14 protein-coding genes are annotated in these 22,765 nt (G+C 43.7%); 2 read left to right on the top strand and 12 right to left on the bottom strand.

Annotation, left to right across the window (positions count from 1 at the left end; translation table 11 throughout):
* Window positions 1-68: 68 nt before the first annotated feature.
* From ubiG to rsmA, 12 genes are all read right to left on the bottom strand, one after another.
* On the bottom strand, window positions 69-869 hold the full coding sequence (gene ubiG / locus NCI00_RS22430) for a bifunctional 2-polyprenyl-6-hydroxyphenol methylase/3-demethylubiquinol 3-O-methyltransferase UbiG (RefSeq protein ID WP_253531447.1): 801 nt from the start codon (window positions 867-869) through the stop codon (window positions 69-71).
* 100 nt (window positions 870-969) lie between these two features.
* Window positions 970-1,557 carry a Crp/Fnr family transcriptional regulator gene (locus NCI00_RS22425; protein ID WP_253531444.1) on the bottom strand — a complete coding sequence of 196 codons (588 nt, stop codon included), beginning with the start codon at window positions 1,555-1,557 and terminating at the stop codon, window positions 970-972.
* 373 nt (window positions 1,558-1,930) lie between these two features.
* The gene (locus tag NCI00_RS22420; protein ID WP_253531441.1) at window positions 1,931-4,360 is read right to left on the bottom strand and encodes an AAA family ATPase; all 2,430 of its coding nucleotides are present in this window, start codon (window positions 4,358-4,360) and stop codon (window positions 1,931-1,933) included.
* On the bottom strand, window positions 4,347-4,541 hold the full coding sequence (locus NCI00_RS22415; protein ID WP_253531438.1) for a hypothetical protein: 195 nt from the start codon (window positions 4,539-4,541) through the stop codon (window positions 4,347-4,349). The genes NCI00_RS22420 and NCI00_RS22415 overlap by 14 nt, the downstream gene beginning before the upstream one ends.
* A 331-nt stretch (window positions 4,542-4,872) precedes the next feature.
* Window positions 4,873-6,267, bottom strand: a complete 1,395-nt coding sequence (locus NCI00_RS22410) for a sensor histidine kinase (protein ID WP_253531435.1) — start codon at window positions 6,265-6,267, stop codon at window positions 4,873-4,875.
* Window positions 6,264-6,953: a response regulator transcription factor gene (locus NCI00_RS22405; RefSeq protein WP_253531431.1), complete on the bottom strand. Its 690-nt coding sequence runs from the start codon at window positions 6,951-6,953 to the stop codon at window positions 6,264-6,266. Before NCI00_RS22405 ends, NCI00_RS22410 begins: the two co-directional genes overlap by 4 nt.
* Before the next feature lie 133 nt (window positions 6,954-7,086).
* On the bottom strand, window positions 7,087-7,941 hold the full coding sequence (locus NCI00_RS22400) for an alpha/beta hydrolase (protein WP_253531428.1): 855 nt from the start codon (window positions 7,939-7,941) through the stop codon (window positions 7,087-7,089).
* A 55-nt stretch (window positions 7,942-7,996) separates the two neighbouring features.
* Entirely contained in the window at window positions 7,997-8,953 is a 957-nt protein-coding gene (locus NCI00_RS22395; protein ID WP_253531426.1) for a nitrilase family protein, read from the bottom strand.
* A gap of 69 nt (window positions 8,954-9,022) precedes the next feature.
* Entirely contained in the window at window positions 9,023-10,036 is a 1,014-nt protein-coding gene (locus tag NCI00_RS22390) for a BsuBI/PstI family type II restriction endonuclease (RefSeq protein WP_253531424.1), read from the bottom strand.
* Window position 10,037: 1 nt separating this feature from the next.
* Entirely contained in the window at window positions 10,038-11,042 is a 1,005-nt protein-coding gene (locus NCI00_RS22385; protein WP_253531421.1) for a DNA cytosine methyltransferase, read from the bottom strand.
* A 102-nt stretch (window positions 11,043-11,144) separates the two neighbouring features.
* Window positions 11,145-12,494, bottom strand: coding sequence for a magnesium transporter (gene mgtE / locus NCI00_RS22380; protein ID WP_166560729.1), 1,350 nt, complete (start codon window positions 12,492-12,494; stop codon window positions 11,145-11,147).
* 75 nt (window positions 12,495-12,569) lie between these two features.
* Window positions 12,570-13,445, bottom strand: coding sequence for a 16S rRNA (adenine(1518)-N(6)/adenine(1519)-N(6))-dimethyltransferase RsmA (gene rsmA / locus NCI00_RS22375; protein ID WP_253531418.1), 876 nt, complete (start codon window positions 13,443-13,445; stop codon window positions 12,570-12,572).
* 313 nt (window positions 13,446-13,758) lie between these two features.
* Here rsmA and NCI00_RS22370 point away from each other — a divergent pair, with 313 nt between their 5' ends.
* Window positions 13,759-17,376: a PAS domain S-box protein gene (locus NCI00_RS22370; RefSeq protein WP_253531415.1), complete on the top strand. Its 3,618-nt coding sequence runs from the start codon at window positions 13,759-13,761 to the stop codon at window positions 17,374-17,376.
* 307 nt (window positions 17,377-17,683) lie between these two features.
* Complete coding sequence (locus NCI00_RS22365; RefSeq protein WP_253531412.1) at window positions 17,684-22,732, top strand: 3-coathanger stack domain-containing protein; 5,049 nt, start codon at window positions 17,684-17,686, stop codon at window positions 22,730-22,732.
* Window positions 22,733-22,765: the final 33 nt, after the last annotated feature.

Raw genomic sequence — 22,765 nt, 5'->3', positions numbered from 1 at the left:
ATGAACCCGCTTTTTTGCCAAATGCCGTTTATGGGCAGGTTTTCTTGTTTTGGCAGGGCAAAGAACAATCATTGCTTGATAGCATAGCCCAGATAAAATATATTCATATCATTGCTCTCTTTCAATTGAAAGTTTTTGCCAAGTTCAGCGTAGCCCCATTCTCCTTTTACTCTTTTTCTTAAATAACCCAACATTTTTGGAATGGAAACACTTGGTGATGTTCCTTTATGTTCTTTCCAATCCAGTTTATTTTGGGCAAGAAGTGTTTTTAGTTCTTCGGGCTTAATAAACATATCCCAGTTATGAATATTGGGTGGCATAAACGCCCAACGTTTCCATTCCTGCCAAATTTTAATAGCGACCAATTTGCTAATAAAAGTTCTATTCAGCGTATCATAATAAAATACACCGTTTGGTTTTAATACCCTGGAAATTTCTGAAATTGTTTTGGGCAAATCCATGACGTGTTCCAACACATCGCAACATACTACACAATCAAATGATTGGTCAGGATAAGGAAGGTTTTCGCTAAATCCTTTGTCGTATTTAATGGTTAAACCACTAAGGCGTGCGTGGTTGATGGCTGTATTTAATGATTGTTCGGCAGGCTCAATCCCAGTGGTAGTGAACCCCAGTTTAGCAACTTCTTCTGTAAGTATCCCGCCACCTGAACCAACTTCTAACGCTGTTTTGCCCTGCGGGTCTATAGCAAGTTTGTGGAGTACTTTCTTAAAATAGCCAACTCTGCAAGGGTTAAGACTTGTTTTCAGAAGGTGTAACATTGAATCTGGTTGCCACCAAATATCACCTTCCCCTTTGTAATAATCGTTGTCTATTTTTGCATAGACTTCTTGTGTTACTTTTTCCATTTCATTTCTTGTTTTGCTTTTTCCTATTTGTAAGGCTATTCGGTTTCGCCCTTGTTTTTACAAAAAAACTACTTAAAGAAATGAAAGTCATTCGCCTATGCTAATAAATTACTTTTTTACTGCTTCTGATGCGGCTAAGTGATGATGGCAAAATGCCGAGGTACGCTGCAATGAGATATTGTGGTACCCTTTGGAGCAAGTCGGGCATATTTGTCAATATTTGACTATATCGCGCCTCAGCATCCTTTGAAACCAACTCGGAAACCTGAGAATACAGATTCTTGGTACACTGAGAATAAAGAAGCTGTGAGTATACCGAAATTTTTGGACTCTTAATACAAGCCAGTTCCCAATCTTCTTTTGATAGAAACCAGAGTGAGCTAGCTTCAAATGTTTCAACGGTCAATTGCGCTTTATTGCCAGAAATAAAACTTTCCATATCAGAAATCCACTCGTTTTCCCTCGCAAATGTAATGACTCTGATTTGTCCGTCATCCAGCGTCTTATAGTTATAAGCAAGACCCTTCTCCACAAAAAAAAGTTTGTTGTTAAAGTCTCCTTCAGCGACCAAGATCTGCTTTCTCATGGTTGTAATACGTTTGAAGCATGGTCGAATGCTTTCAAATTCTGCTTTGGTCATACTTCCTACCTTATTGTTGATATCTTGGTAAAGTCCGTCTAATTCCATAAAGTGTAAGATTGAATTTTATTGCCATCAAATATCACCTTCTCCTTTGTAATAATCGTTGTCTATTTTTGCATAGACTTCTTGTGTTACTTTTCCTTGAATTTCTTGTTTTGCTTTTTCCTACTCGTAAGGTTTTTCGGTTTTGCTCCGTTTTTGAGTGGCCGCTGGTCTGCACTTTCATCTTGTCAGTTTGAGTAAGCTATGACATTTTATTATAATGCTTCCATTAAACAAAGTTACTTAAAAGCGGCAATTTAAAACTACAAATGAGAAGCTACTTTGGCACTCACCGTGTTACAAACACTCTATTTATTTTGCGTTCGCAGTCTCCCTACGGAAGACAACGAACAACAGGGGGTATTTTTGTCTTCAATTATTTTTTAGGACTATAGTATTTTTCCTCTAGAAGGTTTGCCGCTCCACAGTCGCACCTTACATAGTTTGTATTGCTAATATTCTTATAGTGAGCAAAAGATTTACACGAAGTGCAAAATATAATTTCTTCAATTTCAACCCACTTTTTAAAAATTGCTTCAATCTCTTCTGAAGTAAACTGAGTTGCTTCATTTTTCCAATGCACACAATAGTTTCTGAATATTGTTCCCGTTTCAAAGTCGTCAAGTAGTTCAAATAATTTGTGTTGTTTATTGGGAAGTTTTATTTTATCTCTAAATCTTTTTGCAAGTGGGTTGTAGTAATCTGAAAGTGTATAAATATTTTCTACTCTGTAAGGAATTGGTGTTTCCATATTTTGACAAAGAATGCCAAAAGTCCATTCTAAATATTTACCTAAAGTTTGACCAGCAGTTATAGGATTGTCCTCATCTATATGTGCCTGAATTTCTTCTAAATAGTTTTTTGATGGTTTAAATTTAGGTCCAGTTGAATAATCCCACGAGGTGAATTTATAGCGTTGCCACTCAGGAAATTTTCTTTGTACAGTATCAAAGAAAATTTGGTCGTGGGTAATCATTAGAACTTGAAAGTCACTGAATTTGGTGGCAATTAGCTTGGCGACTCTTGGTCTTTTAAAACTGTCAAAACTATTTACAACATCGTCTAAAATAAAAAACTTGAAATCTTTGTTAAAACGTTTTACTGCTGCCAAAAAAAACGCTAGACCAAAACTGTTTACCTGACTTTCGCTTAGAAATTTGAAGGCAGGTGTAATTTTCTCAGATGCGAATTCAATCTCTAATTCAACAGCTTTATCTTTCCCAGTAATAAGTTTTAATGCAGGATTTTTAATGTCAGGATTGGAGTTTTCAAGAACATTAAAATAATCAACTACATCAGCGGAAATAACTGTGAAAGTATTTTGAATTTCTGTCTGAATATAAGAGGTGAGTGAATTGAAGAAAGTTTGAAGATTGTCTGTGATGTTTTTCAAATAAGTTACTTTCTCTTTGTTGATTGAATGACTTTTGAAATTGTCAATGATGTTTGAAAGATTTGTGTAATCCTGTGCTAAATTTTTTGTCTTTTCATCTTTTGACAAAGCAGCAATTTTATCGGCTACGAGCGTTTTACTTGCTACTTCCTTGGAAATGATTGTGTCAATTTTTGCAATCGCTTCGTCATTACTGATTGATAGAGTTGCTAAATCTTTAAGCTGTTTTTTAAGTGTTGCATTTAAAGTTGGAAGTGTAGAAGCGATTGTTTTTAAATCATCAAAGAAACTTTGAAATGCTAACAAAACAACGGCACTGCTCTCTGCTTCAATAGCTGCTATCTTTCTTAAAATTACTTCAAACTGTTTTTCTACTAATGATTTTTTTGCATCAAATTCAGTTTTCTTCTTATTCAGTGCTGCTAAAGAATTGTGCTTGGCTGTCACGTGCTGCAACAAATCGCCATCAAATGCTTCATCGCAAACTGGACACTTTGATTTGTCTTCCAATTTGGAAATTACTTCAATGCTTTGTTCGTAAAGGGAAGAAAGAATGAGTTGTTTTACACTTTCCTCATTTTGCTTCAAATCAGTAAATAGTTCTTCAAGTGCCGTGCAGTTTACTTTTGCAGTTGTAATTAGATAAAACTGGTTTTGTCTTAATTGAAACGCTTTCCACTCTGTAAGTTCTTTTGCTACAGGATTTTCTTGTATTATTTTTTGTAAAGCAGCCTTTACATTTTCTGCCTGTTTGAAAGTAGTGATTGCCGAGATTTTATGTTTTGAGGCAATTGTGTTGATGAACTTAACAACTGTAGCTTCGTCAACCGTTGTCAATCCAGTTATTGAATTTATGGCATTGCTGCTTGCCTCAAAGTCTTTTTGCAGTTTTTGTAAATTACTTAATTGCTTATTAAGACTTGTTTGTAATGTATCTTGTAGCAATGAAAATTTTTCGAGTCCAAAATATTTTGCGATGTATTCGTATCTCGCTGCTTTGCGCTTATTACAAATGAAATCATTAAGGTCTGTGTATCGTAAGTAATTTGGATATGAGCTTAATGCTCTGAATTCATTGTATTCTCCTGTTGTGGTTGGAGTGGTTATTTTCTTGGAATTGAATGTAGCAGTCGCATTATTTATTGAAGTGTGTTGGAAGTCAACGGATATGTAGCTATTAATTCCTCCGGATGCTTTGTGTGGCAAATCAGTTAGTAATACCCCTTCTCTGCTCAAATTTTCAATGTAAAATTTATGAAGCCATTCCCAAGCATCGACCATTGAACTTTTACCTGTTCCATTTCTACCATAAATCAATGCCGAAGTTGTCTTGCTACCTTTGACAAAATCAATAGAAACAGGCAACCTAAGTCCCCTGAAATTTTCAACAGTAATTTTCTTAATTTTCAACATCTTCTCTAAATGTTTTTATAACCTCTTCTTCTTTTCTCTGCAAACCTATTGCAACAGCATTCTCGAACTTTGAGGTGTTAAAACCAGTGTCTGAAATAAATCCCTCTAGTTTTACAACAAAATCGTTCAATTCTGGCTTATCGATTTTGAATCCAGCTATCCAATCTTTAAGTTCTGGCATATTTAAAGTTTATTTGTGTCTAGTTCTTGTTTGGTGTGTTGTCATTAGCCTATAACGGAGGGCAAACGGGTGCAGTGTGTTGGCAAAGCCAATCATATTTCACCCATTTGCCTATTGGCCGAAGTTGATTTTTTTGAGTCTTTCAAGTGATTGTAGAACTTTGAGGCTTTTTATCCTCAATAAAGACAAACATTCACCTTTTATACGTCAATCTCATAAAATAGTTATCAAACGGTATCTGAAGCGTTCGGAATGGGATACTATAAGGCCAAATAAGGCAATGGAAGGGCGTCGCAACCACAAAAGGAGGGCTAATTTATATTTGCCCGTTTTAGGGGTAAGGCGTGGTGGGTGGGAACTGAATCAGCGGGAGTTTTATCTGCACCTTGGTGCCCGCATTGAGGGCTGAACTAACCAGAAGCTCGCCCTTGTGAAGGTTAATCACGTTGCGCGTCAGCGGGAGGCCTATGCCGTAGCCCTCATACAGTTTGGTGTTGGAAGCCCTGAAAAAAGGGTCGTAAATGTAGGCCATTTCAGCTTCGGGAATACCGATGCCTAGGTCTTCAATAATGATGACAACCTGCGTGTTGCTGGAAGCGATATGGACCGTTACGGGGCTGTTGTTTGAGTACTTGCAGGCATTGTTGAGGAGATTGGCAAAGGCGAGGTGCAACAGTTGTTTATTGCCTTTTACTTTTAGCTTTTTGGGGTCTTCGGGCAGCAGATTCAGGTCAACAAATATTTTATTGTCGGGGTTAAGCTTGTCAATCAGCCCCTTCGTTTCCCAGATAATTTCGTCGATGCGCAGCATTTCAAAGACGATGGTCTTCCCTTTATAGCCCGTTTGGGCCAGAAAAAGCAACGATTTGGTGATTTGGTCGAGCCGTTCGGCCTGTTGGAGAATACTATTCAGGGATTGCTCGTACTCTTGCGGAGTTCTGACTTTGAGCAAGGCAACATCGGCCTCGCCGATGATGGTCGTCAGGGGAGTGCCTAGCTCGTGAGAGGCATTGCTGATAAAATTCTTTTGGGTTTCAAAGGCCGTTTCAATGCGACTCAACAAGTCGTTAAAAGTGTTAATCAGTTCGCTGATTTCGTTGTTGTTGACGCTGTTGTTTTCGAGGCGAAGGTGGATATTTTCGGTGCTGATTTGTTTTACGTTGTCCGTAATTTCTTTAATGGGTTTGAAAATGTGTTTTGAAAAATAGACCGAAAGCGATAGCACAATCAACACCAACAACACAATGCTCCCAAAGAGCATATTTCTTAAAAAAATGAGGTGGTGGGTGACGTAGTAATTTTCGGCCGATACAATCACAAGGTGTTGATTGTTGTCGTTTTGAATTTTACTGCCTGCAAAAAAAAAGCTTCCATCTTTCTCTTTTGCCCTACCTTCTTTCAATAGTGTTTCTAAAAAAGTCTTTGGTAATTTATGTTTTTTAGATAGCGAATCAAGTGTAAGTTGGGGCGTTATTTTAATGATATATTCTTTCTCTTTTTCGAGTTTTTCGAGGTGCTGATTTTTTATTGATTTTAGATAGGCCGCATCAAGGGTGTCGCTATTGAAGTTATATTTGGCCGAAATGCGCACCCGAGTTTCGAGCCTTTTATAAAAATCTACGTACGAGTAGTTATTCAAAAAATAGTAAATAATGGTACTAAATAAAATAACAATGGATATACAAAGTATGCCCAATAATAATGCTATTTTAGTCTGTGTTTTCATTTTTCTTTTAGAATATACCCCATCCCAACCACCGTATGAATCAACTCATTTTCGGGGTCAATTTTTTTGCGTAGATAATTAATATAAACATCCACTACATTGGTGCCCAAATTAAAATTAATATCCCAAGCACTTTCCAATATATCTATTCTTGAAAGAACTTTTCCCTTATTTTTTATTAAAACCAATAATAAGCGGTATTCGGTGGCGGTCAATGAAATGACGTTGCCGTTTTTGGCGACTGTTTTGGCATCATCGTTGACCATTAAGTCACCAATGAGGTATACATTTTTAGATTTTTCTTCTTTATTTTCTTCTTTTTGAGAGGAGCGTCGCAAAAGCGCGTTAATTCGAGCGTGTAGCTCAATGAATTTAAAAGGCTTAATGAGGTAATCATCGGCCCCGATGTTTAGTCCGAGGGCGATGTTTTCGGAAGTGCCCAATGCCGACAGAAAAAGGACGGGAGATTTAATATTTCTGATTCTCAGTTCTTTACATACTTCAAGGCCGTTTTTGTCGGGCAACATAATGTCCAGAATAAAAAGATCGAACGAAGATTCTAGGGCCATATTGATGGCGGTATTGCCGTCAAAAGCGACCGATACTTCATAATTCCCTTCTGTCAATCCTTTTTTTATAAAGTCAACTACGCTTGTTTCATCTTCTACCAGCAGTATTTTTTTCATGCACTCTTCGGCTTTACTGTTTATGGAATACTGAATTTTATGGGGCTTTGTTCAAGCCAATTTTGGCAAAGTAACGAAGAAAAAGGACGTTTAGAACGTTGAATCATCGTTTAGATGAGATAAGCCACCGTATTTACTTGGCACTCCCCGAAGGATAAAGCAGTCGAAATGCGTTAAAAATGGCTTGGTGGGTGATGGTGGCGTGGTCTTCCTGCGGCAAATAATCAAAATGAACCGTAACGTTTTTGCTTTTCGTGGTTTTGAGTCGTTCTACCAGCAGGTTTGCGTCCACTTCCATTACGTGCGGGATGTCGGTCGGGGCAAGTCCTTCTTTCCCGACCCCGATGTAAACGTCCGTTTTGGACTGGAAAGATTCTTCAAAAAGGGGAGAAGGTAGTTTTAGCAACGAGGCATTGTCCCACCACAAACTCGGGCTAATGATGATGTATTTGGTAAAAAGAGTGGTTTTTTTGAGCAAAATTTCGGTGGCCAAAAGCCCGCCCAGCGATTGCCCAATGAGTGTTTTTGAGTTGGTGGTTTTATAGGTACGCTCGATGTATGGCTGCAACTCTTTTTCCAGAAAGGCAATGAATCTTTCGGATTTTCCTGCGGTTTTATTGCGCTTTTGGTCGGATTCAATGCTCGTTGGGTAGGTGAAATCCCGCCTGCGGTCGGTATTGGCGATACCCACGACGATGGATTTGGGAATGCGGTTGATCCACGAAAAAGTATTGAATTGTACCAACCCGACGACGTGTATAAAATCTTCGTCGGCCGAGCCATCTAGGAGATAAATAACGGGGTATTTGATGGTGTCGTTTTTGGTGTAACCCTCGGGAAGGTAAATGTTGAGGATTCTTTTTTCCGCCAGTTGCTCCGATGCTATTTCATCAATCAGACCAAGTACAAAGGGCTTGGGAGGACTTGACTGAGCAAAAGACAGTGTAATACAGAACATTAGCGAGAATATCGACAAGGCTGCTTTCATAAAAGTTGTGAAAAGAAAAGGCTTACGGATGGTTTTTAACGGTCCAGTATTTACATTATTTCTCATCCTTATTCAGCCAAATTACCTTTTGTTCTGGTTGGTGAGATTGCCCGACGATGTCTCGGTATAAATCGGGTCGTCTTGCTTTGATGTAGCGGTGGCCGCCTGCCTGTGTCAATTTTTCGGGAACGAGCGTGGCGCAGACAAAACTATCGTCGAACGAACGGCATTCGGCAATAATATCTCCAAAGGGGTCAATAATCATCGAACAGCCGTTTTTCAATTGGTCGTCGTCCATGCCAATTGGGTTTGAAAAAATGGCGTAGATGGCATTGTCGTAGGCGCGGGCTGGGAGCCATTTCAGGAGCCACTCACGTCCTTTCAAACCGTCAAATTCGGCCCTTAACGAAGTGGGGTCATTCTCGCGATTTTCCCACAATTTTGGATCCACAAAACCTGCGCCTGGCCGGGTAGAAGGAGTACACATCGTGACGTGAGGCATGAAAATAATATCGGCCCCCAACAACTTTGTGGCTCTTACGTTTTCGATGATATTGTTGTCATAACAAATCAAAATGCCGCATTTCCAGCCCTGAATTTCGAACACGCAATACTGGTCGCCGGGCGTTAAATGCGGATTGATGAACGGGTGCAATTTTCGGTATTTGGCCACCAATCCGTTTTTGTCTACGCACACGTAGGCTTTGAACAGACGGTCATGTTCATCTTTTTCAAAAAGCCCCGCCAGTATTACAATGTTATGGGCTTTTGCGGTTTCGGTAAGTTTTAAAATGCTTTCCCCGGCAGGAATAAATTCCGCCAAATCAAACATTTGCTCTTTGGAAAGATGCCGTGCAAACGTATAACCCGTAATTGAGCATTCATGAAAAGCAATGACGTTGGCGCCTTCTGCCGCCGCTTTTTGGGATAGCTTTTCAATGACTGATAAATTATATGATTTGTCGCCGCTTTTATGCTCAAACTGAGCCGTCGCTATTTTTAATTTATTCATGGAATGCTGAGAATTGATTGCCAAGCGGGCATTGGTAAATGATGATTTACTGTTTACCGCGATGTGTTTTTATTCTTTATACGGACCTAGAAATTTATCACCATTGAAATGCACTAAATGATCTGGATTATCCGCTATCCACACTTCTGTTTCCCAGGCTATTTCACTTATAAATTGACGAAACTTTTGGCGGTTTAAAAAAGCTGTTACGTAAATAATGTCAGCTGTACAGTCTTTTGTCAACTTTTGTAACTGTAGAAGACGAATTTCACTAATTGGCCCTGAAGAATGAACGGCTTCAATTAGATATAACCAATTCTTTTTCTTGGAATAGGCGATTACATCGGGCAATTCATCATGTGAAATTTCAAAAAAGTTTAAATGTTCTAGTTTTTCCTTTTCCAAATACAAATATTTATCAGACGTATCGCCAATGTAGAGGACTTCTGCACCATATCCGTATCTGGGCAGAAAACTTTCAATAATGGCTTTTTGCAAATCATTATGTTCTCCAACGGAAAATGAAAGATGCCCACCTGATGGAAGGGTAATGTCTACTTTTGAAATTGTCCTTTCTCTTTTTAATTTTTGGCTAAGTGGTTCAATCTCTTTTAGTCTTTCAGCAACACTTTCCGCCCAATTCGCAGATCCAAAGTTTCTTACAAGTTCTGCATACGTAGGATTTAGTGAATATCCACGAGTTGAATCATTTGTAGCAGAATTTGGACTTGATTGCAAAACTATCTCGGCAATTGTCAATAGCTTTAAATCTTTTCTTCTTATGTCATCATAAGATCCTAGACTGATGTTTTCATTAAAATGCTCGTTCACAAAAGTGATTATTTCCCTGGTTTTTATCGAATAGCCACTGTTCAGATCTTTGGCATTCTTAAAATCCGCAATCATTTTAATATTGCTACTTGCCAAAAATACGATTGCTGTTCTTTCTAATCTTCGGGGAGTTGTTTCTAATGGTATTCCAAAACAATCAAGAATGTAAAGTGCCGTATTAATCAGTTCCTGAATTTCGATGGGTTTTTCTTTGAATGTTTTTGATTCTTCGGGACTGATATATTGCTTCATTTTAAAACAATTGAAGTTGTTGATTTTCGGTGTATAGGTATTGACTAACGTTTTTTTGCACCAGATAATTTTTTATGTTTTTGGCCAGATGAAATGCGAAATACGGGGCGACCGCATTGCCAATTTGATTATATTGGTTTGTTTCAGTTCCTGAAAAGCCAAACCAATCGGGAAAACTTTGCAGCCTTGCCGCTTCCCGAACTGTAATTCGTCTTCGTCTTCCGTCACTTAATCTTACTCGGTGCATATCTCCAGTGGCTCCGGCCAAATTTCGGCAGGTCAATGTTCGCGCAGGTCGGTCTAAATATAAATCGCGTGGATTAATGCATTTTGAAGCCTTTTCATAGTTAGCGACATACCTATCCATAGATTCGGTGAAAAATTTTGACTCCTGATCAAATTGGAAAGCAAGCTCACCTAAGGCTTGTCCAGCGGTGATTATACGATTTGCTTTGCTTGGCAAGTTGATTTTGTTTTTAGAGCCAATGACAATGACTCGTTCTCGATTTTGGGGCACTTCATAGTTTACGGCATTGAGCAAAGCATAATTAATGTAATACCCTAGTTTTTCCAGTTCTTCAATCACTTCTTTTAAGTACCACTTATTTTTATAAAGCATTCCCCGTACATTTTCAAATAGAAGTACTTCGGGATTTAATTGTCGGATGGCGGATAGGAAGATAGGGAAACCGTCTCGTGAATCTTTAAGACCAAGTTGCTTGCCACCCACACTGAACGGTTGGCAAGGCGGGCCTCCTATCACAATATCTGCTCTAGGATAGGTTGAGTCCGTGGTCAATTTTTCATTTATACATGCTCCAATTAGATTTTGATTATAGGTTTCGCACGCGTTTGCATCCATTTCATAACCTATTGTTTTAAATCCATTTGCTTCAAAACCAAGGGAAAGCCCTCCACAACCAGCAAAAAGATCAACCACTGTTTTGTTCAAATCAGGATCAACCCAAGGCTTTAATTTTACATTTATTTCTTCCCAATATTCCATGTAGTAAAGTTACAAGTTTCTTTTATTTCTGTTACAATGAATAACGCTGAGATTATAGGTTGTCTTTTTGAACTGCTTGTCTAGTTGTTAATCCTCCTGTTTTTATATCTTCAACAAAAAATGCGCAATCATGAAGTAAGTGCCAATACCGACCAAGTCGTTGGCGGTGGTGATGAAAGGGCCAGAAGCCACGGCGGGATTGATGCCAAAGCGGTTGAGAATCAGTGGCGTAATGGTTCCCATGAAAGAAGCTAACAACACCACGGCCAATAATGATAAACTCACGACCCAGAAAAGCTGGGTTTCGCTGAAAATAAGTACGTATACACCCGCCAAAATACCGATAATCAGGCCGTTGAGGGAGGCAATGGCTACTATTTTTAGTAAACGTTCTTTCCAACTTATTTCCAGACCTGTTTTGTCGGCGAGGGCTTGTACGATGAGCGAAGCGGTTTGGATGCCTACGTTGCCACCCGTAGAACCCATGATGGGAATAAACATGGCCAACGCGGCGATTTTGGTCAATTCTCCTTCAAAAAAGCGAATGACCGTGGCGGCCATCAAGCTGCCGATTACGCCCACGATGAGCCACGGTAAACGCGCCTTCACTTGGTCCCAAAGGCTGTCGTCTTCTTCGACCTCGCCCGTAATACCCGAAATCGCCTGAATGTCTTCTTCGGCTTTTTCGGTCACTACGTCCAAAATATCGTCAATCGTAATTCGGCCCAGCAGGCGTTTTTGGACGTTGACGACGGGAATGGCTTCCAAGTCGTAGCGCTGCATGATTTCGGTGACTTCTTCTACGGGGCGGTAGGTTTCGACATAATGAATGTCTTCGTCAAAAATGTTGCTGATTTTGGTGTTTTTGCGGGCCAGCACCAAGTTTTTTAGTGAAATTAGGCCTAAGAGCGTTTGTTCATCGTCGACTACGTACACGGCGTAGACTTTTTCAACGTCTTCGGCTTGTTTTCTGATTTCTTCGATGCACTCGTTGACGGTCCAGTTGGCGTTGGCTTTGACCAACTCTTTTTGCATCAATCCCCCCGCCACGTCTTCGTCGTAGGGGAGAAGGTCGATGATAAAACGCGCTTGCTCGCGGTCTTGCAACAAACCGATGACCTCTTCGCGAATCTGGATGGGCTGCTCTTTGAGCAAATCCACGGCGTCGTCGGAGTCAAATACCTCGATGTAACGGGCGATTTCGACGGAGGAAAAATCCTGAAGAAAGCGGCGGCGGTCATCTTCGTCGATGTTGGCCAGAATCTCCGCCCCAATTTCCGTCGTCAACAAGCTAAACAGATAATGCGCTTGTTCGGTATCGAGTTCGTACAAAATGCTGCTGATATCGGCTGGATACAATTCCTCCATGGCCGCGCGCAGATACTTTTCGTCGTGCGCTTCAACGGCTTTTTCAATTTCCTCAAGGTATTCTTTGGTCAACTCAAACGTCATTGCGCGTCAATGGTCAGGATGTGGGGGGTAAGTTTGGAAAACAGACGGAATGTTGACTCCGGACGATATATTAGACTAAAAAAGGTCTTCTTCAAACGATAGATTGTCAGCCTCAAGCTGCGGACTTTTATCAGCGGTTGTTTGACTATGAGTGGTGACTAAGTTTGTCAGTAATACAAATTCTGCCACGCCTAGTTGTTCGGCCCGTTTGTCCAACAAAGGATGGTCAAACTGAATTCCCAAGGGTTTTAGGGCGTTTCGCAGGGTTTTGCGTCGTTGATTGAACCCTGCCTTTACGACCTGAATAAACTTCTTTTCGTCACATTCCAAGTGCGTTACGGCGTTGCGTTTCAGTCGAATCACGCCAGAAGTCACCTTTGGAGGCGGTTCGAAGGCTTCGGGCGGAACCGAAAAGGAATATTCAATGTCGTAGTACGCCTGCAACAAAACGCTCAAAATTCCGTAATCTTTTTTTCCGGGTGGCGAGGCAATACGCATCGCCACTTCTTTCTGGAACATACCGACAATTTCGGGTACGAAATCTTTGTATTCCAGTGCTTTAAACAAGATTTGGGACGAAATGTTATAAGGGTAATTGCCGATAATAGCGAATTTGGGCGATTCTCCGTCAATTGCGTTCGCTTCTTTTTGGGTCACAGATTCTATCCATTCTTTCAAATTCATGCGCAGAAAATCACCTTCAATGATGCGGCCTTCCAGCGCAGGAAAATTGACTTTCAGGTAAGCGACCGACTCGCGGTCTATTTCGATGACGTAGGTAGTATATTCTGATTTTGGCAATATAAATTGCGTCAGTACGCCCATTCCGGGGCCAATTTCCAGAACAGTGTCGTACTTTCCGTGTCCTGACAACAAATCAGCGATGCGTTTTGAGGCGTCAAGGTCACGCAAAAAATGTTGTCCTAAGTGTTTTTTGGGTCTTACTTTCATGCTTTCGGGGGCAAGCCATTGGCTTGTTTAAGCGATTATGGCACGAAAGTACGTTAGTTTTGGCTAAATTGAATCACGCAAAGACGCAAAGTATTAAGGCGGCCGCTCTGCCTTGGCTTGTCTGCGGGTTGAACCTTGATATAGTCTGGTATAATTTCAAGAAATGATTGATTTTATTCATAAACGACCTTGCCCTAGCACAAACAACGTTAGAATTTAATAATTTGCTGCCTTAATGTTGGATGACGAAAAATAGTGGCCGGAAATCGGCAAGCAAAAATCACCCATTGTAAATCACAAATCGGAACGCATTGTGGAAACCCCAATCATTATCGAATCGAACCCTTTTCTTGAACAACTAAACCTTTTTGGCTTAACGGTCACGCCCGGCGGGACCATCCGCTACGCCAATGCGTACACCATCAGGATGTTGGGATGGGGAGTGGAGGACCTGCAACGGTTCAATTTTTTTGAAGATTTGCTCGCAACTGAACAAAGGGATGAAATACAGGCTTTTTTAAACGAATCGCTCGAACGTGGGCAATTGGCCGAGTTTCGGGAAATTCCGCTGGTAGCCAAAAACAAGAATTTAAGGAGAGTTCAGGTCAATTCGTTGATTATCAATAAAAAATCAGGAGATGTTGCCGACTTTACGTTGATTGGCGAAGATGTGACCAACAAGTTGCGCGTCACCAATGCGCTCAATAAATCCAATGCGCAGTTGCAAGATTTAATTGACAACACCAGCGACTTGATTCAATTGGTATCGCTTGACGGACGGTTTTTGTTTGTGAATCGGGCGTGGCGCGAGCGACTTGGGTATGAGCTAGACGAGCTCGTGTCACTTTCGCTCAAAGACGTGCTGTGGCCCGATGCCGCAGACGCAACCCTGCAACTGCTCAAACGGGTGGAAGAAGGAGAGAAAGTTCCTGATTTTGAGACCATTTTCTGGAGCAAACAACGCAAAAAAATCTACCTGACGGGGAGTGTGACCTGCCGCTATGAAAACGATAAACCGACGGCTTTTCGGTGTATTCTTCACGATGCCACTAGTCGGGTACGGGCCGAGCGTTCGCAAAGTTTGTACTATAGCATTGCCAACTGGATGATTAAAACGCAGGATTTGGACGAGTTTTACGCCCGGGTCCACGAAGAATTAGGGAAGGTAATCGACGCCCGGAACTTCTTCATTGCGCTCTACGACCCTACTAAAAGCTTTATGTATTTTCCGTATTACGTGGATGAATATTTCAAAGGAAATGTTCGATTTACCAAACGTAAAATCGGTAATGGACTCACCGAATACGCGATTCGAGCCAATAAACCCTTGTTTTTGTACGAAAAAGACATTGAAGAACTGGCCGAAAAACAAGGTCTTTATATGTACGGGAAAATCCCCAAAGTGTTGCTGTGCGTCCCTTTGCGCATCGGCGACCGGGTCACGGGAATCATTGGCGTAAAATCGTATTCAAACCCCAATCAATACCGCCCGCGAAACCTCGAAATGTTGGAGTTTATCTCGGGGCAGGTGGCGTTGGCGATTGCCAGAAAGCAAAACGAAGCGGATTTGAACCGCCAAACGGCACGCCTAAACGCCATTTTTGACAGCAGTGCCTACCTGATTTGGTCGGTAAATAAGGCACTGCAACTCACGTCATTCAATAAAAATTATTCGGCTTTTTTGCAACAGCACCTTCGTACCACGCCGGCCATCAACACCACCACCGAGCGTTTGGGGTGGCAATTGATGACCACCGAAAATCGTCGGCAGATGGAAGAGCGCTACCGGCAGGCGTTTAAGGGAAATCCACAGGGGTTTGAAATGAAAATAGAGACCCGTAACGGAGAAGGCGATATGTGGCTAGAATTCAGCTTAAACCCGATTCAGCCCAAAGAAGGAGTGATAGAAGAAGTATCGGGTGTGGCGCGCGACATTACTCCGCGCAAATTGGCCGAACTGTCGATGCAACAAAGCGAAGAGAAGTTTAGAGGGATTTTCGTTAATCTTCAGGATATATACGTGCGGACCGACCGCAGCGGCAAAATTACGATGATTAGCCCCTCCGTACTCAAGCGCACGGGCTACACCATTGAGGAGGCGATGGGGACCAATATTACCGACTATTTCGTAGACCAAGGTCGCATTCACGCGGCGCTTGTGCGACTTCGTCGGGATAAAAGTCTGCGGAATTTTGAGGCCGAGCTGCGCATCAAAGATGGCACCGTTCGACAGTTTATGTTTAATATGCTCCTTCTGCGCGATGAAGACGGAGCGCCTATTGTGGCAGCCTTGGCGCGGGACATCACCGAATTAAAACGTAACCAAGAAGAACTCGTCAAAGCCAAAGAAGAAGCCGAACGCTCCTTGAAAGTGAAGGAACGGTTTTTGGCCAACATGAGCCACGAAATCAGGACGCCCATGAACGGCATCATCGGGATGATTGATTTGCTGAACGAAACCCCGCTGAATCCCGAACAAAAAGATTATATCCTGACCATGCGCCGCTCGTCGGGCACGTTGCTCAATATTTTGAACGATATTCTGGATTTGTCGAAAATCGAAGCGGGCAAAATGGCGCTCAATGAAGCCCCCGTGGCCTTGGAAGAAATATTTGAAAAACTGACGGCGTTGTTTGCCCAAACCGCCCGTAATAAAAACAATACGCTCAGCTATCATTTTGCCGAAAACCTGCCGCAGTTTATCATTGCCGACCAAACGCGTTTGCTGCAAATTCTTTCTAATTTGACCTCAAACGCCATTAAATTTACGGAAAACGGCGCGGTAAAACTCAAGGTGTCGTCGGTCTGGACGAAAGGTAAGTTCCATAAAATCAAGGTGGAAGTGCAAGATTCGGGCATTGGGATTTCGACCGAGAACTTGAATCTACTGTTTAATGCCTTCAGTCAGGTCGATACTTCCTCGCGCAAAACCTTTGGCGGAACGGGGTTGGGGTTGGCCATTTCAAAGGAGCTTTGCCGCCTGATGAAGGGCGAAATCGGGGTGGAGTCAAACGTAGATCGGGGCAGTACGTTTTGGTTTACGTTTGAAACCAAAGAAACAATGATCAGCCCTACTCAGCAAAAAGCCGACAATCAAGAGATTAGATTTGAGAATTTCTTTAGCGATTTTCACCCCCGACTTTTGTTGGTAGATGACAACTTCGTGAACCGAAAAGTAGCGAGCGAAATCCTCAAAAAGTCGGGATGCGTGGTCGATACGGCCGAAAGCGGCAAGCAGGCCATTCAGTTGGTGAATGATAATTTTGCCTCGGCGGGGCCTTATTATAACGCCATATTCATGGACATACAGATGCCCGACATGGACGGCATCGAAACCACCCAGCGCCTACGCGAGCTGTTTGGTACCAAGCTCCCTACGGTAGTGGCCATGACGGCCTATTCGATGAAAGAAGACCGCGAGCGCTTTCTGAGTCAGGGGATGGACGACTACGTGCCTAAGCCGATTCGGGCGCAGGTGTTGATTCAAAAAGTAAAGGAAATCATTGATGCAGGCAAAACCTTTCAGGAGGGAGTTGTTTTGCAGAAAAAGCAAAAAGAAATTGCGCAGGAGCTTCAATTGCCCATCGTTGATTTAGAGATTGTTGGGCAGTTGCGACAACTGGGCGGCATGGAGTTGGTCAGTTCTATTTTTGAAGATTTTGTGGCCGAGGCTACCGAGTTGGTCAATGAAGCCGTGGCGGCATTTGCAGACCATGACATAGCCACGGTAAAAAGCAACCTGCACACGCTCAAAGGAAGCGCGGGCACCATCGGGGTAGCGCGCGTGGCCGAGATTGCTCGTATTGGCGAAGGGAAATTAAAAACCAACGATACGAGCACGCTAGGCAAGGATTTGCCAAAACTAGAGCAGGAATTCAAGGTGTTTTTGAAGGAATACCAGACCATACTGGAAGAATTTACGCAGAAATAGCGGAATAGGTTGGGGGTGAGAACACCCTCCAAAGGCAAAATTTACGCATAAATGATAAAATAGATTGTGGGGGGAAATACTCCGCTAACGGCAAAAAAGTAGATAAATTAGACCCACTAGACACCGCCAACTTCTGTAATGAAGCATTGGCGGTGTTTTTTATTCCAAATGGGTTCAATAAAACCTTGTTTAAGTTATATTTTAATAAAAAAAATGCTATTATTGTTTTTAAGTATATAATTCCTGCTTTCTAGGGCTGAATTTTAGCTTATTCACTTCACGATTGTTAAACTCTAAACCTCAAAATATGAAAAAGTTACTTCTATTATTATTCTGCTTATATAGTTTGGCGAGTGTTGCCCAAAATCCCGCTAGTAAACTTAGTTATGAGTTGCAAAGACTGGTCCCAGGGTTTATTCCTATTCAAACGGAAGGAGATGAGATGGTCTTTGATCAAATCATGTACGATACCAAAGGAAATATAGTGGTACAGTTACTTGCAAAAACTGGTTCTGAGGTTTTGGTGAATGAATTAAGAGCCAAAAACTTCGAAATAATAGTAACCACTAAGTTTACGGTAACCATTTCGGTTCCAGTTTCCCGGATCAATGAACTGGAGAATGTTCAGGAAATGCGAAAAGCTAGAGCTGAATATAAGCCGGGCCACGGGGCGGTGGTTTCTCAGGGAGATACCGCCATGAAAAGCCATCTGGCGCGCGTTACCTACGGGGTAAACGGAGCCGGGGTAAAAGTCGGTGTCCTTTCTGACAGTTACAATCGTCTGGGAGGCGCCGCCGCAGGGGTTACCAATGGCGAATTGCCTGGTCCCGGTAATCCCAACGGCTTTACAACCCCCGTTGAATTATTGCAAGAAGGCCCCAGCGGTTCCATTGATGAAGGGAGGGCCATGATAGAAATAGTACACGATGTGGCCCCGGGGGCCACCAAAGCATTTGCTACTGCTTTTGTAGGCGGACAGGCCGGTTTTGCCAACAACATCATTGCCCTAAAAGATGCGACCTGCAAGGTCATCGTCGATGATGTTTTTTACTTTGCCGAGCCGTTTTTTCAAAATGGCTTCATTGCCCAAGCCGTCAACACCGTCAAAGCGGCCGGAGTTGCGTATTTTTCACTCGCAGGCAATCACGCCAGAGCGGCTTATGCCAATTCCTTTCGAGCGGGTTCTTTTACGTTTCCGGCGGGGGTAACTGCGGGAAATGTTCCTGCCCATAACTTTGCCGCTCCCGGAGATCCAGACGTGTATTTGTTGCAACTAACGGGATTAGCTGCCGCCCGCTATACGATAACCCTTCAATGGGATGAGCCTTTCCCTTCGGTAAGCGGGGGAGCAGGAGCGCAGACTAACATGGATATGTATTTGTACAATTCTGATGGTACAAGTATATCGGGTTCCGCAACCACCAATAATCTTGGAGGGGATCCGATAGAGATAATACAATTAAATCTCAGCGGAGGTACAAGAAATATCGCGATTCGACATACCGCGGGTCCAGCGCCTCAAAATTTGCGCATTGTCATTTATACCAATGGACTGCCGCTTACTTTTGGCAACACTGCTGTGCCGGGTATTAATGCCTCTACCCTCGTAGGTCATCCCAATACTCCAGGAGCTATATCGGTTGGTGCTGTACCTTGGTTTCGCACCCCAGCGTATGGGGTCAACCCACCAGTCATTGAATCGTTTTCATCTCTTGGCGGTACACCCATCTTGTTTGATGATGCTGGAAATCGTTTACCAGCACCCATTGTTTACTCAAAACCTGAAATTACGGGCCCCGATGGAGGAAATAACTCTTTCTTTGGTGGTGATAGCAACCAAGATACGGATACATTTCGTAATTTTTTCGGGACTTCGGCCTCGGCACCCCATGCTGCGGCAGTAGCGGCCTTGATGATTCAGTCGCGCAATGGACAATCACCGCTTACGCCTGATCAAATCAAAACCGTGATGGAGAACTCGACCATCGACATGGACGACCCCGACATTGCGGGCTTCCAAACGGGCTTTGATTTCCGTACAGGCCACGGGCTTTTGCAAGCCGATCTTGCGCTTGCGCAGGTAAATTGTACAACCCCTATCACCCTCACTACGGGTACTATTCCTAATATTTGTCAGGGAACAAAGTCGTTCACCATTCCTTACACGGCTACTACTGGCAGCCCCATAAGCTATTCAATTTCTGGCCCGGGGATTACTTCGGTCAACGATGTAGCTTTAGCAGCAGCGCCTTCTTCGATTACGGTTAATCTCATAGGTGGTGCAACTTTACCATCTATGGCGTTTAATCTGCAACTCAAGAATGCAAATGGTTGCTTTTCCGATACCATTAAAGGCACGGTAACCGTTGACCCCGCGTCGATAGTCGATGCGGGACCCGACCAAACCGTCTGCGATTCGGATACGATTTATCTCAACGCGACGCTTTCGGGGGTAGCTACCAACATGGTTTGGCAGAAAAATGCGGCATTTGGCACGTTCATAGGCCCTGATACACAGCCTCAAGCCAAGTTTGTGCTCAATGCGGCGGGAAAAATGCTAGATAGCCTGAGTTTCGGAGCTATGAGCAACGACCCCGGGGGCAACGTGTGTCAGGGGGGATTGGATACGGTCAAAATTTATATTATACACGGTCCTACGGTTGAGGCAGGGCCTGAACAGAGGGTTTGTGCAAGCAGTCCAACGGTTACTTTAGCGGGTAGCAAGGGCGGTACGGCCACGGTGGCGACATGGAGCGGCGGTGCGGGTACATTTCTTCCCAACAATACTACGCTCAACGCCACCTACACGCCAACCCCCGGCGAAATCGCGGCGGGAAGTGTGAAACTGAAATTAACCACCGACGACCCCGCAGGCATCTGCAAAGCCGCTGTCGATTCGGTTGTTATCAAATACGACCCAGCGGCCATTGTCGATGCGGGGCCCGACCAAACCGTCTGCAATTCGGACACGATTTATCTGAGTGCGACGCTTTCGGGGGTAGCTACCAACATGGTTTGGCAGAAAAATGCTGCCTTTGGCACGTTCATAGGGCCTGATACACAGCCTAATGCAAAATTTGTGCTCAATGCAGCGGGAAAGATGCTGGACAGCCTCACTTTTGGCGCTATGACCAACGACCCGGGGGCCAATGTGTGTCAGGGGGGATTGGATACGGTCAAAATTTATATTATACACGGGCCTACGGTTGAAGCAGGGCCTGAACAAAGGGTTTGTTCAAGCAGCCCGACGGTTACTTTAGCTGGTAGCAAGGGCGGGACGGCTACGGTGGCGACATGGAGCGGCGGTGCGGGGACTTTCACCCCCAACAATACCACGCTCAACGCCACCTATACGCCAACCCCCGGCGAAATCACGGCGGGAAGTGTGAAGCTGAAATTAACCACCGACGACCCCGCAGGCATCTGCAAAGCCGCTGTCGATTCGGTCATCATTACTTACGACCCCGCGTCGATAGTCAACGCGGGGCCTGACCAAGCCATTTGCAATACGGATACAATTGTGTTGAACGCGACGCTTTCTGGGGTAGCCACCAACATGGTTTGGCAGAAGAACGTCGCCTTTGGGACCTTTATCACCCCTGATACACAGCCCTTCGCTAAATTTGTGCTCAATGCCACGGGAAAGCTACTGGATAGCCTCAGTTTTGGCGCCATGAGCAACGACCCAGGGGCTAATGTATGTCAAGGGGGATTGGACACGGTTAAGATTTACATTTTGCATCCTGCGGTGCCCCTAGTGGCGGAGGGCGATACCATTAATGCGGGCAGTTCAATAAACTTGACAGCCACTGGATGTACTGGGCCGAGTTTCACGCTGCGTTGGTACCAAGTCGCCGACGATGCTCCCGTTTCGATGCCAGTCAGTCCCTTGCAAACTACCGCTTATTATGCCCGTTGCGAACAAACCCGTCTCAGTGTAACTTGTCAAAGTGGCAAGTCAACGGAGTTTATTGTGACGGTTTTACCCAGTTCTACCAGCATAATTTATGTCAACGTGGCCAACAACGCTCCTGCTCAGGACGGCAGTAGTTGGAGCAAAGCCTTCGCCTCCTTGCAACAAGGACTGACCGCCGCCGCCGCCTTACATGCTTCGGCAAGCATGGTGCAGGTTTGGGTGGCGCAGGGTACTTACAAGCCTGGCACATTGCGCAAAGATGTTTTCTCTATTCCATCAGGCGTGAAAGTATTCGGCGGATTTGTTGGTACAGAAACCCTCCTTGAAGAACGCAACTGGAAAACCAACCTGACCATCCTCAGTGGCGAGATTGGGACCAGCGTTCCAGATGACAATACGTACCACGTCGTTTTGTTTAAGTCTACCAACGACACCACCCAACTCGACGGATTCCGAGTCGTAAGAGGTTTTGCTGAATTTTTCGCAGGCAACCAGACCAATAACTTGGACGACCCTAGTATTCAGGCCTCAGGAGGAGGTATTTTGGCGATTGAAAAAAGTAAAGGACTCATTATCAATTGTACCATCACTGACAACCGAGCTACTGGCGGTGGTGGGATGCACCTACGCGACAGCTCCCATCTTCACATCATCCAGAGTGTTATTTTTGGCAATGAAGCTACCTTTGGTGGTGGGGTGTATGTGTTGGGTGGAAGCCAACCGTATTTTGAAAACGTATTGTTTGCCATCAACAAAGGGTTGGGGGGAGGACTGTACGTCAACCAAAGCCAACCTAGGTTGATGAATTGCACGATTGCTTCCAACAAAGATGGAAGCAATAACGTGGGTGGCGTTTATAACTCCAATGCGACAACGACGATTCAGAACAGTATTTTGTGGGGCAATACGCCGCTGCAATCCACCGCTGGCAGCAACATCACCAACAGTATTGTGGAGGGAGGCTATACCGGTACGGGCAACCTGAGCCTGAATCCGTTGTTTGTCAACCCCAATCCTACAGGACTGGCCCCTATGGGTGTGTTGGGTGATTATCATTTGCAGGTTTGTTCTCCAGCCATCAACTCGGGCAGCAATGCTGGTGCACCAAATGTAGATTTGGACGGTAATGCACGTCCTTTTCCGATTGGTATCGGTATTGCCGACATGGGCGTGTACGAAAGTCAAAGTGCGGGTAGCAGCGGACCCAATAGTCTGACCGTGACGGAGCCCATTACCTCAGGCACAGTGTTGAAAGTGGCGGGTAAGATTACGGCGACCAATCAGATTTCGGGCGCGAAGGTGGTGTATCAGGCCACCAATTCAGTGACACTATCCCCTGGTTTTTCAGCCACTGGGAATAGCTTTCTGGCAGTCATTGGTGATTGTTCAACTCCAGTTCCAGCATCAGCAGGTTCGGAAGAAAGTTTGAACCAAAAATAAATTACTGTCAAATACCTCCTCATCCCTTTGGTG

The sequence above is a fragment of the Runella salmonicolor genome (genome assembly GCF_024158025.1).
GTDB classification, from domain to species: domain Bacteria; phylum Bacteroidota; class Bacteroidia; order Cytophagales; family Spirosomataceae; genus Runella; species Runella salmonicolor.
This window is presented reverse-complemented; position numbering and strand designations above follow the sequence as displayed.

Coding starts and splice junctions, on each gene's coding strand:
- mgtE (WP_166560729.1), bottom strand. CDS start 12,494: ATGACGTTTGAGTTGACCAAAGAATACCTTGAGGAAATTGAAAAAGCC.
- NCI00_RS22425 (WP_253531444.1), bottom strand. CDS start 1,557: ATGGAATTAGACGGACTTTACCAAGATATCAACAATAAGGTAGGAAGT.
- NCI00_RS22405 (WP_253531431.1), bottom strand. CDS start 6,953: ATGAAAAAAATACTGCTGGTAGAAGATGAAACAAGCGTAGTTGACTTT.
- rsmA (WP_253531418.1), bottom strand. CDS start 13,445: ATGAAAGTAAGACCCAAAAAACACTTAGGACAACATTTTTTGCGTGAC.
- NCI00_RS22390 (WP_253531424.1), bottom strand. CDS start 10,036: ATGAAGCAATATATCAGTCCCGAAGAATCAAAAACATTCAAAGAAAAA.
- NCI00_RS22385 (WP_253531421.1), bottom strand. CDS start 11,042: ATGGAATATTGGGAAGAAATAAATGTAAAATTAAAGCCTTGGGTTGAT.
- NCI00_RS22410 (WP_253531435.1), bottom strand. CDS start 6,267: ATGAAAACACAGACTAAAATAGCATTATTATTGGGCATACTTTGTATA.
- NCI00_RS22420 (WP_253531441.1), bottom strand. CDS start 4,360: ATGTTGAAAATTAAGAAAATTACTGTTGAAAATTTCAGGGGACTTAGG.
- NCI00_RS22365 (WP_253531412.1), top strand. CDS start 17,684: ATGAAAAAGTTACTTCTATTATTATTCTGCTTATATAGTTTGGCGAGT.
- ubiG (WP_253531447.1), bottom strand. CDS start 869: ATGGAAAAAGTAACACAAGAAGTCTATGCAAAAATAGACAACGATTAT.
- NCI00_RS22400 (WP_253531428.1), bottom strand. CDS start 7,941: ATGAAAGCAGCCTTGTCGATATTCTCGCTAATGTTCTGTATTACACTG.
- NCI00_RS22415 (WP_253531438.1), bottom strand. CDS start 4,541: ATGCCAGAACTTAAAGATTGGATAGCTGGATTCAAAATCGATAAGCCA.
- NCI00_RS22395 (WP_253531426.1), bottom strand. CDS start 8,953: ATGAATAAATTAAAAATAGCGACGGCTCAGTTTGAGCATAAAAGCGGC.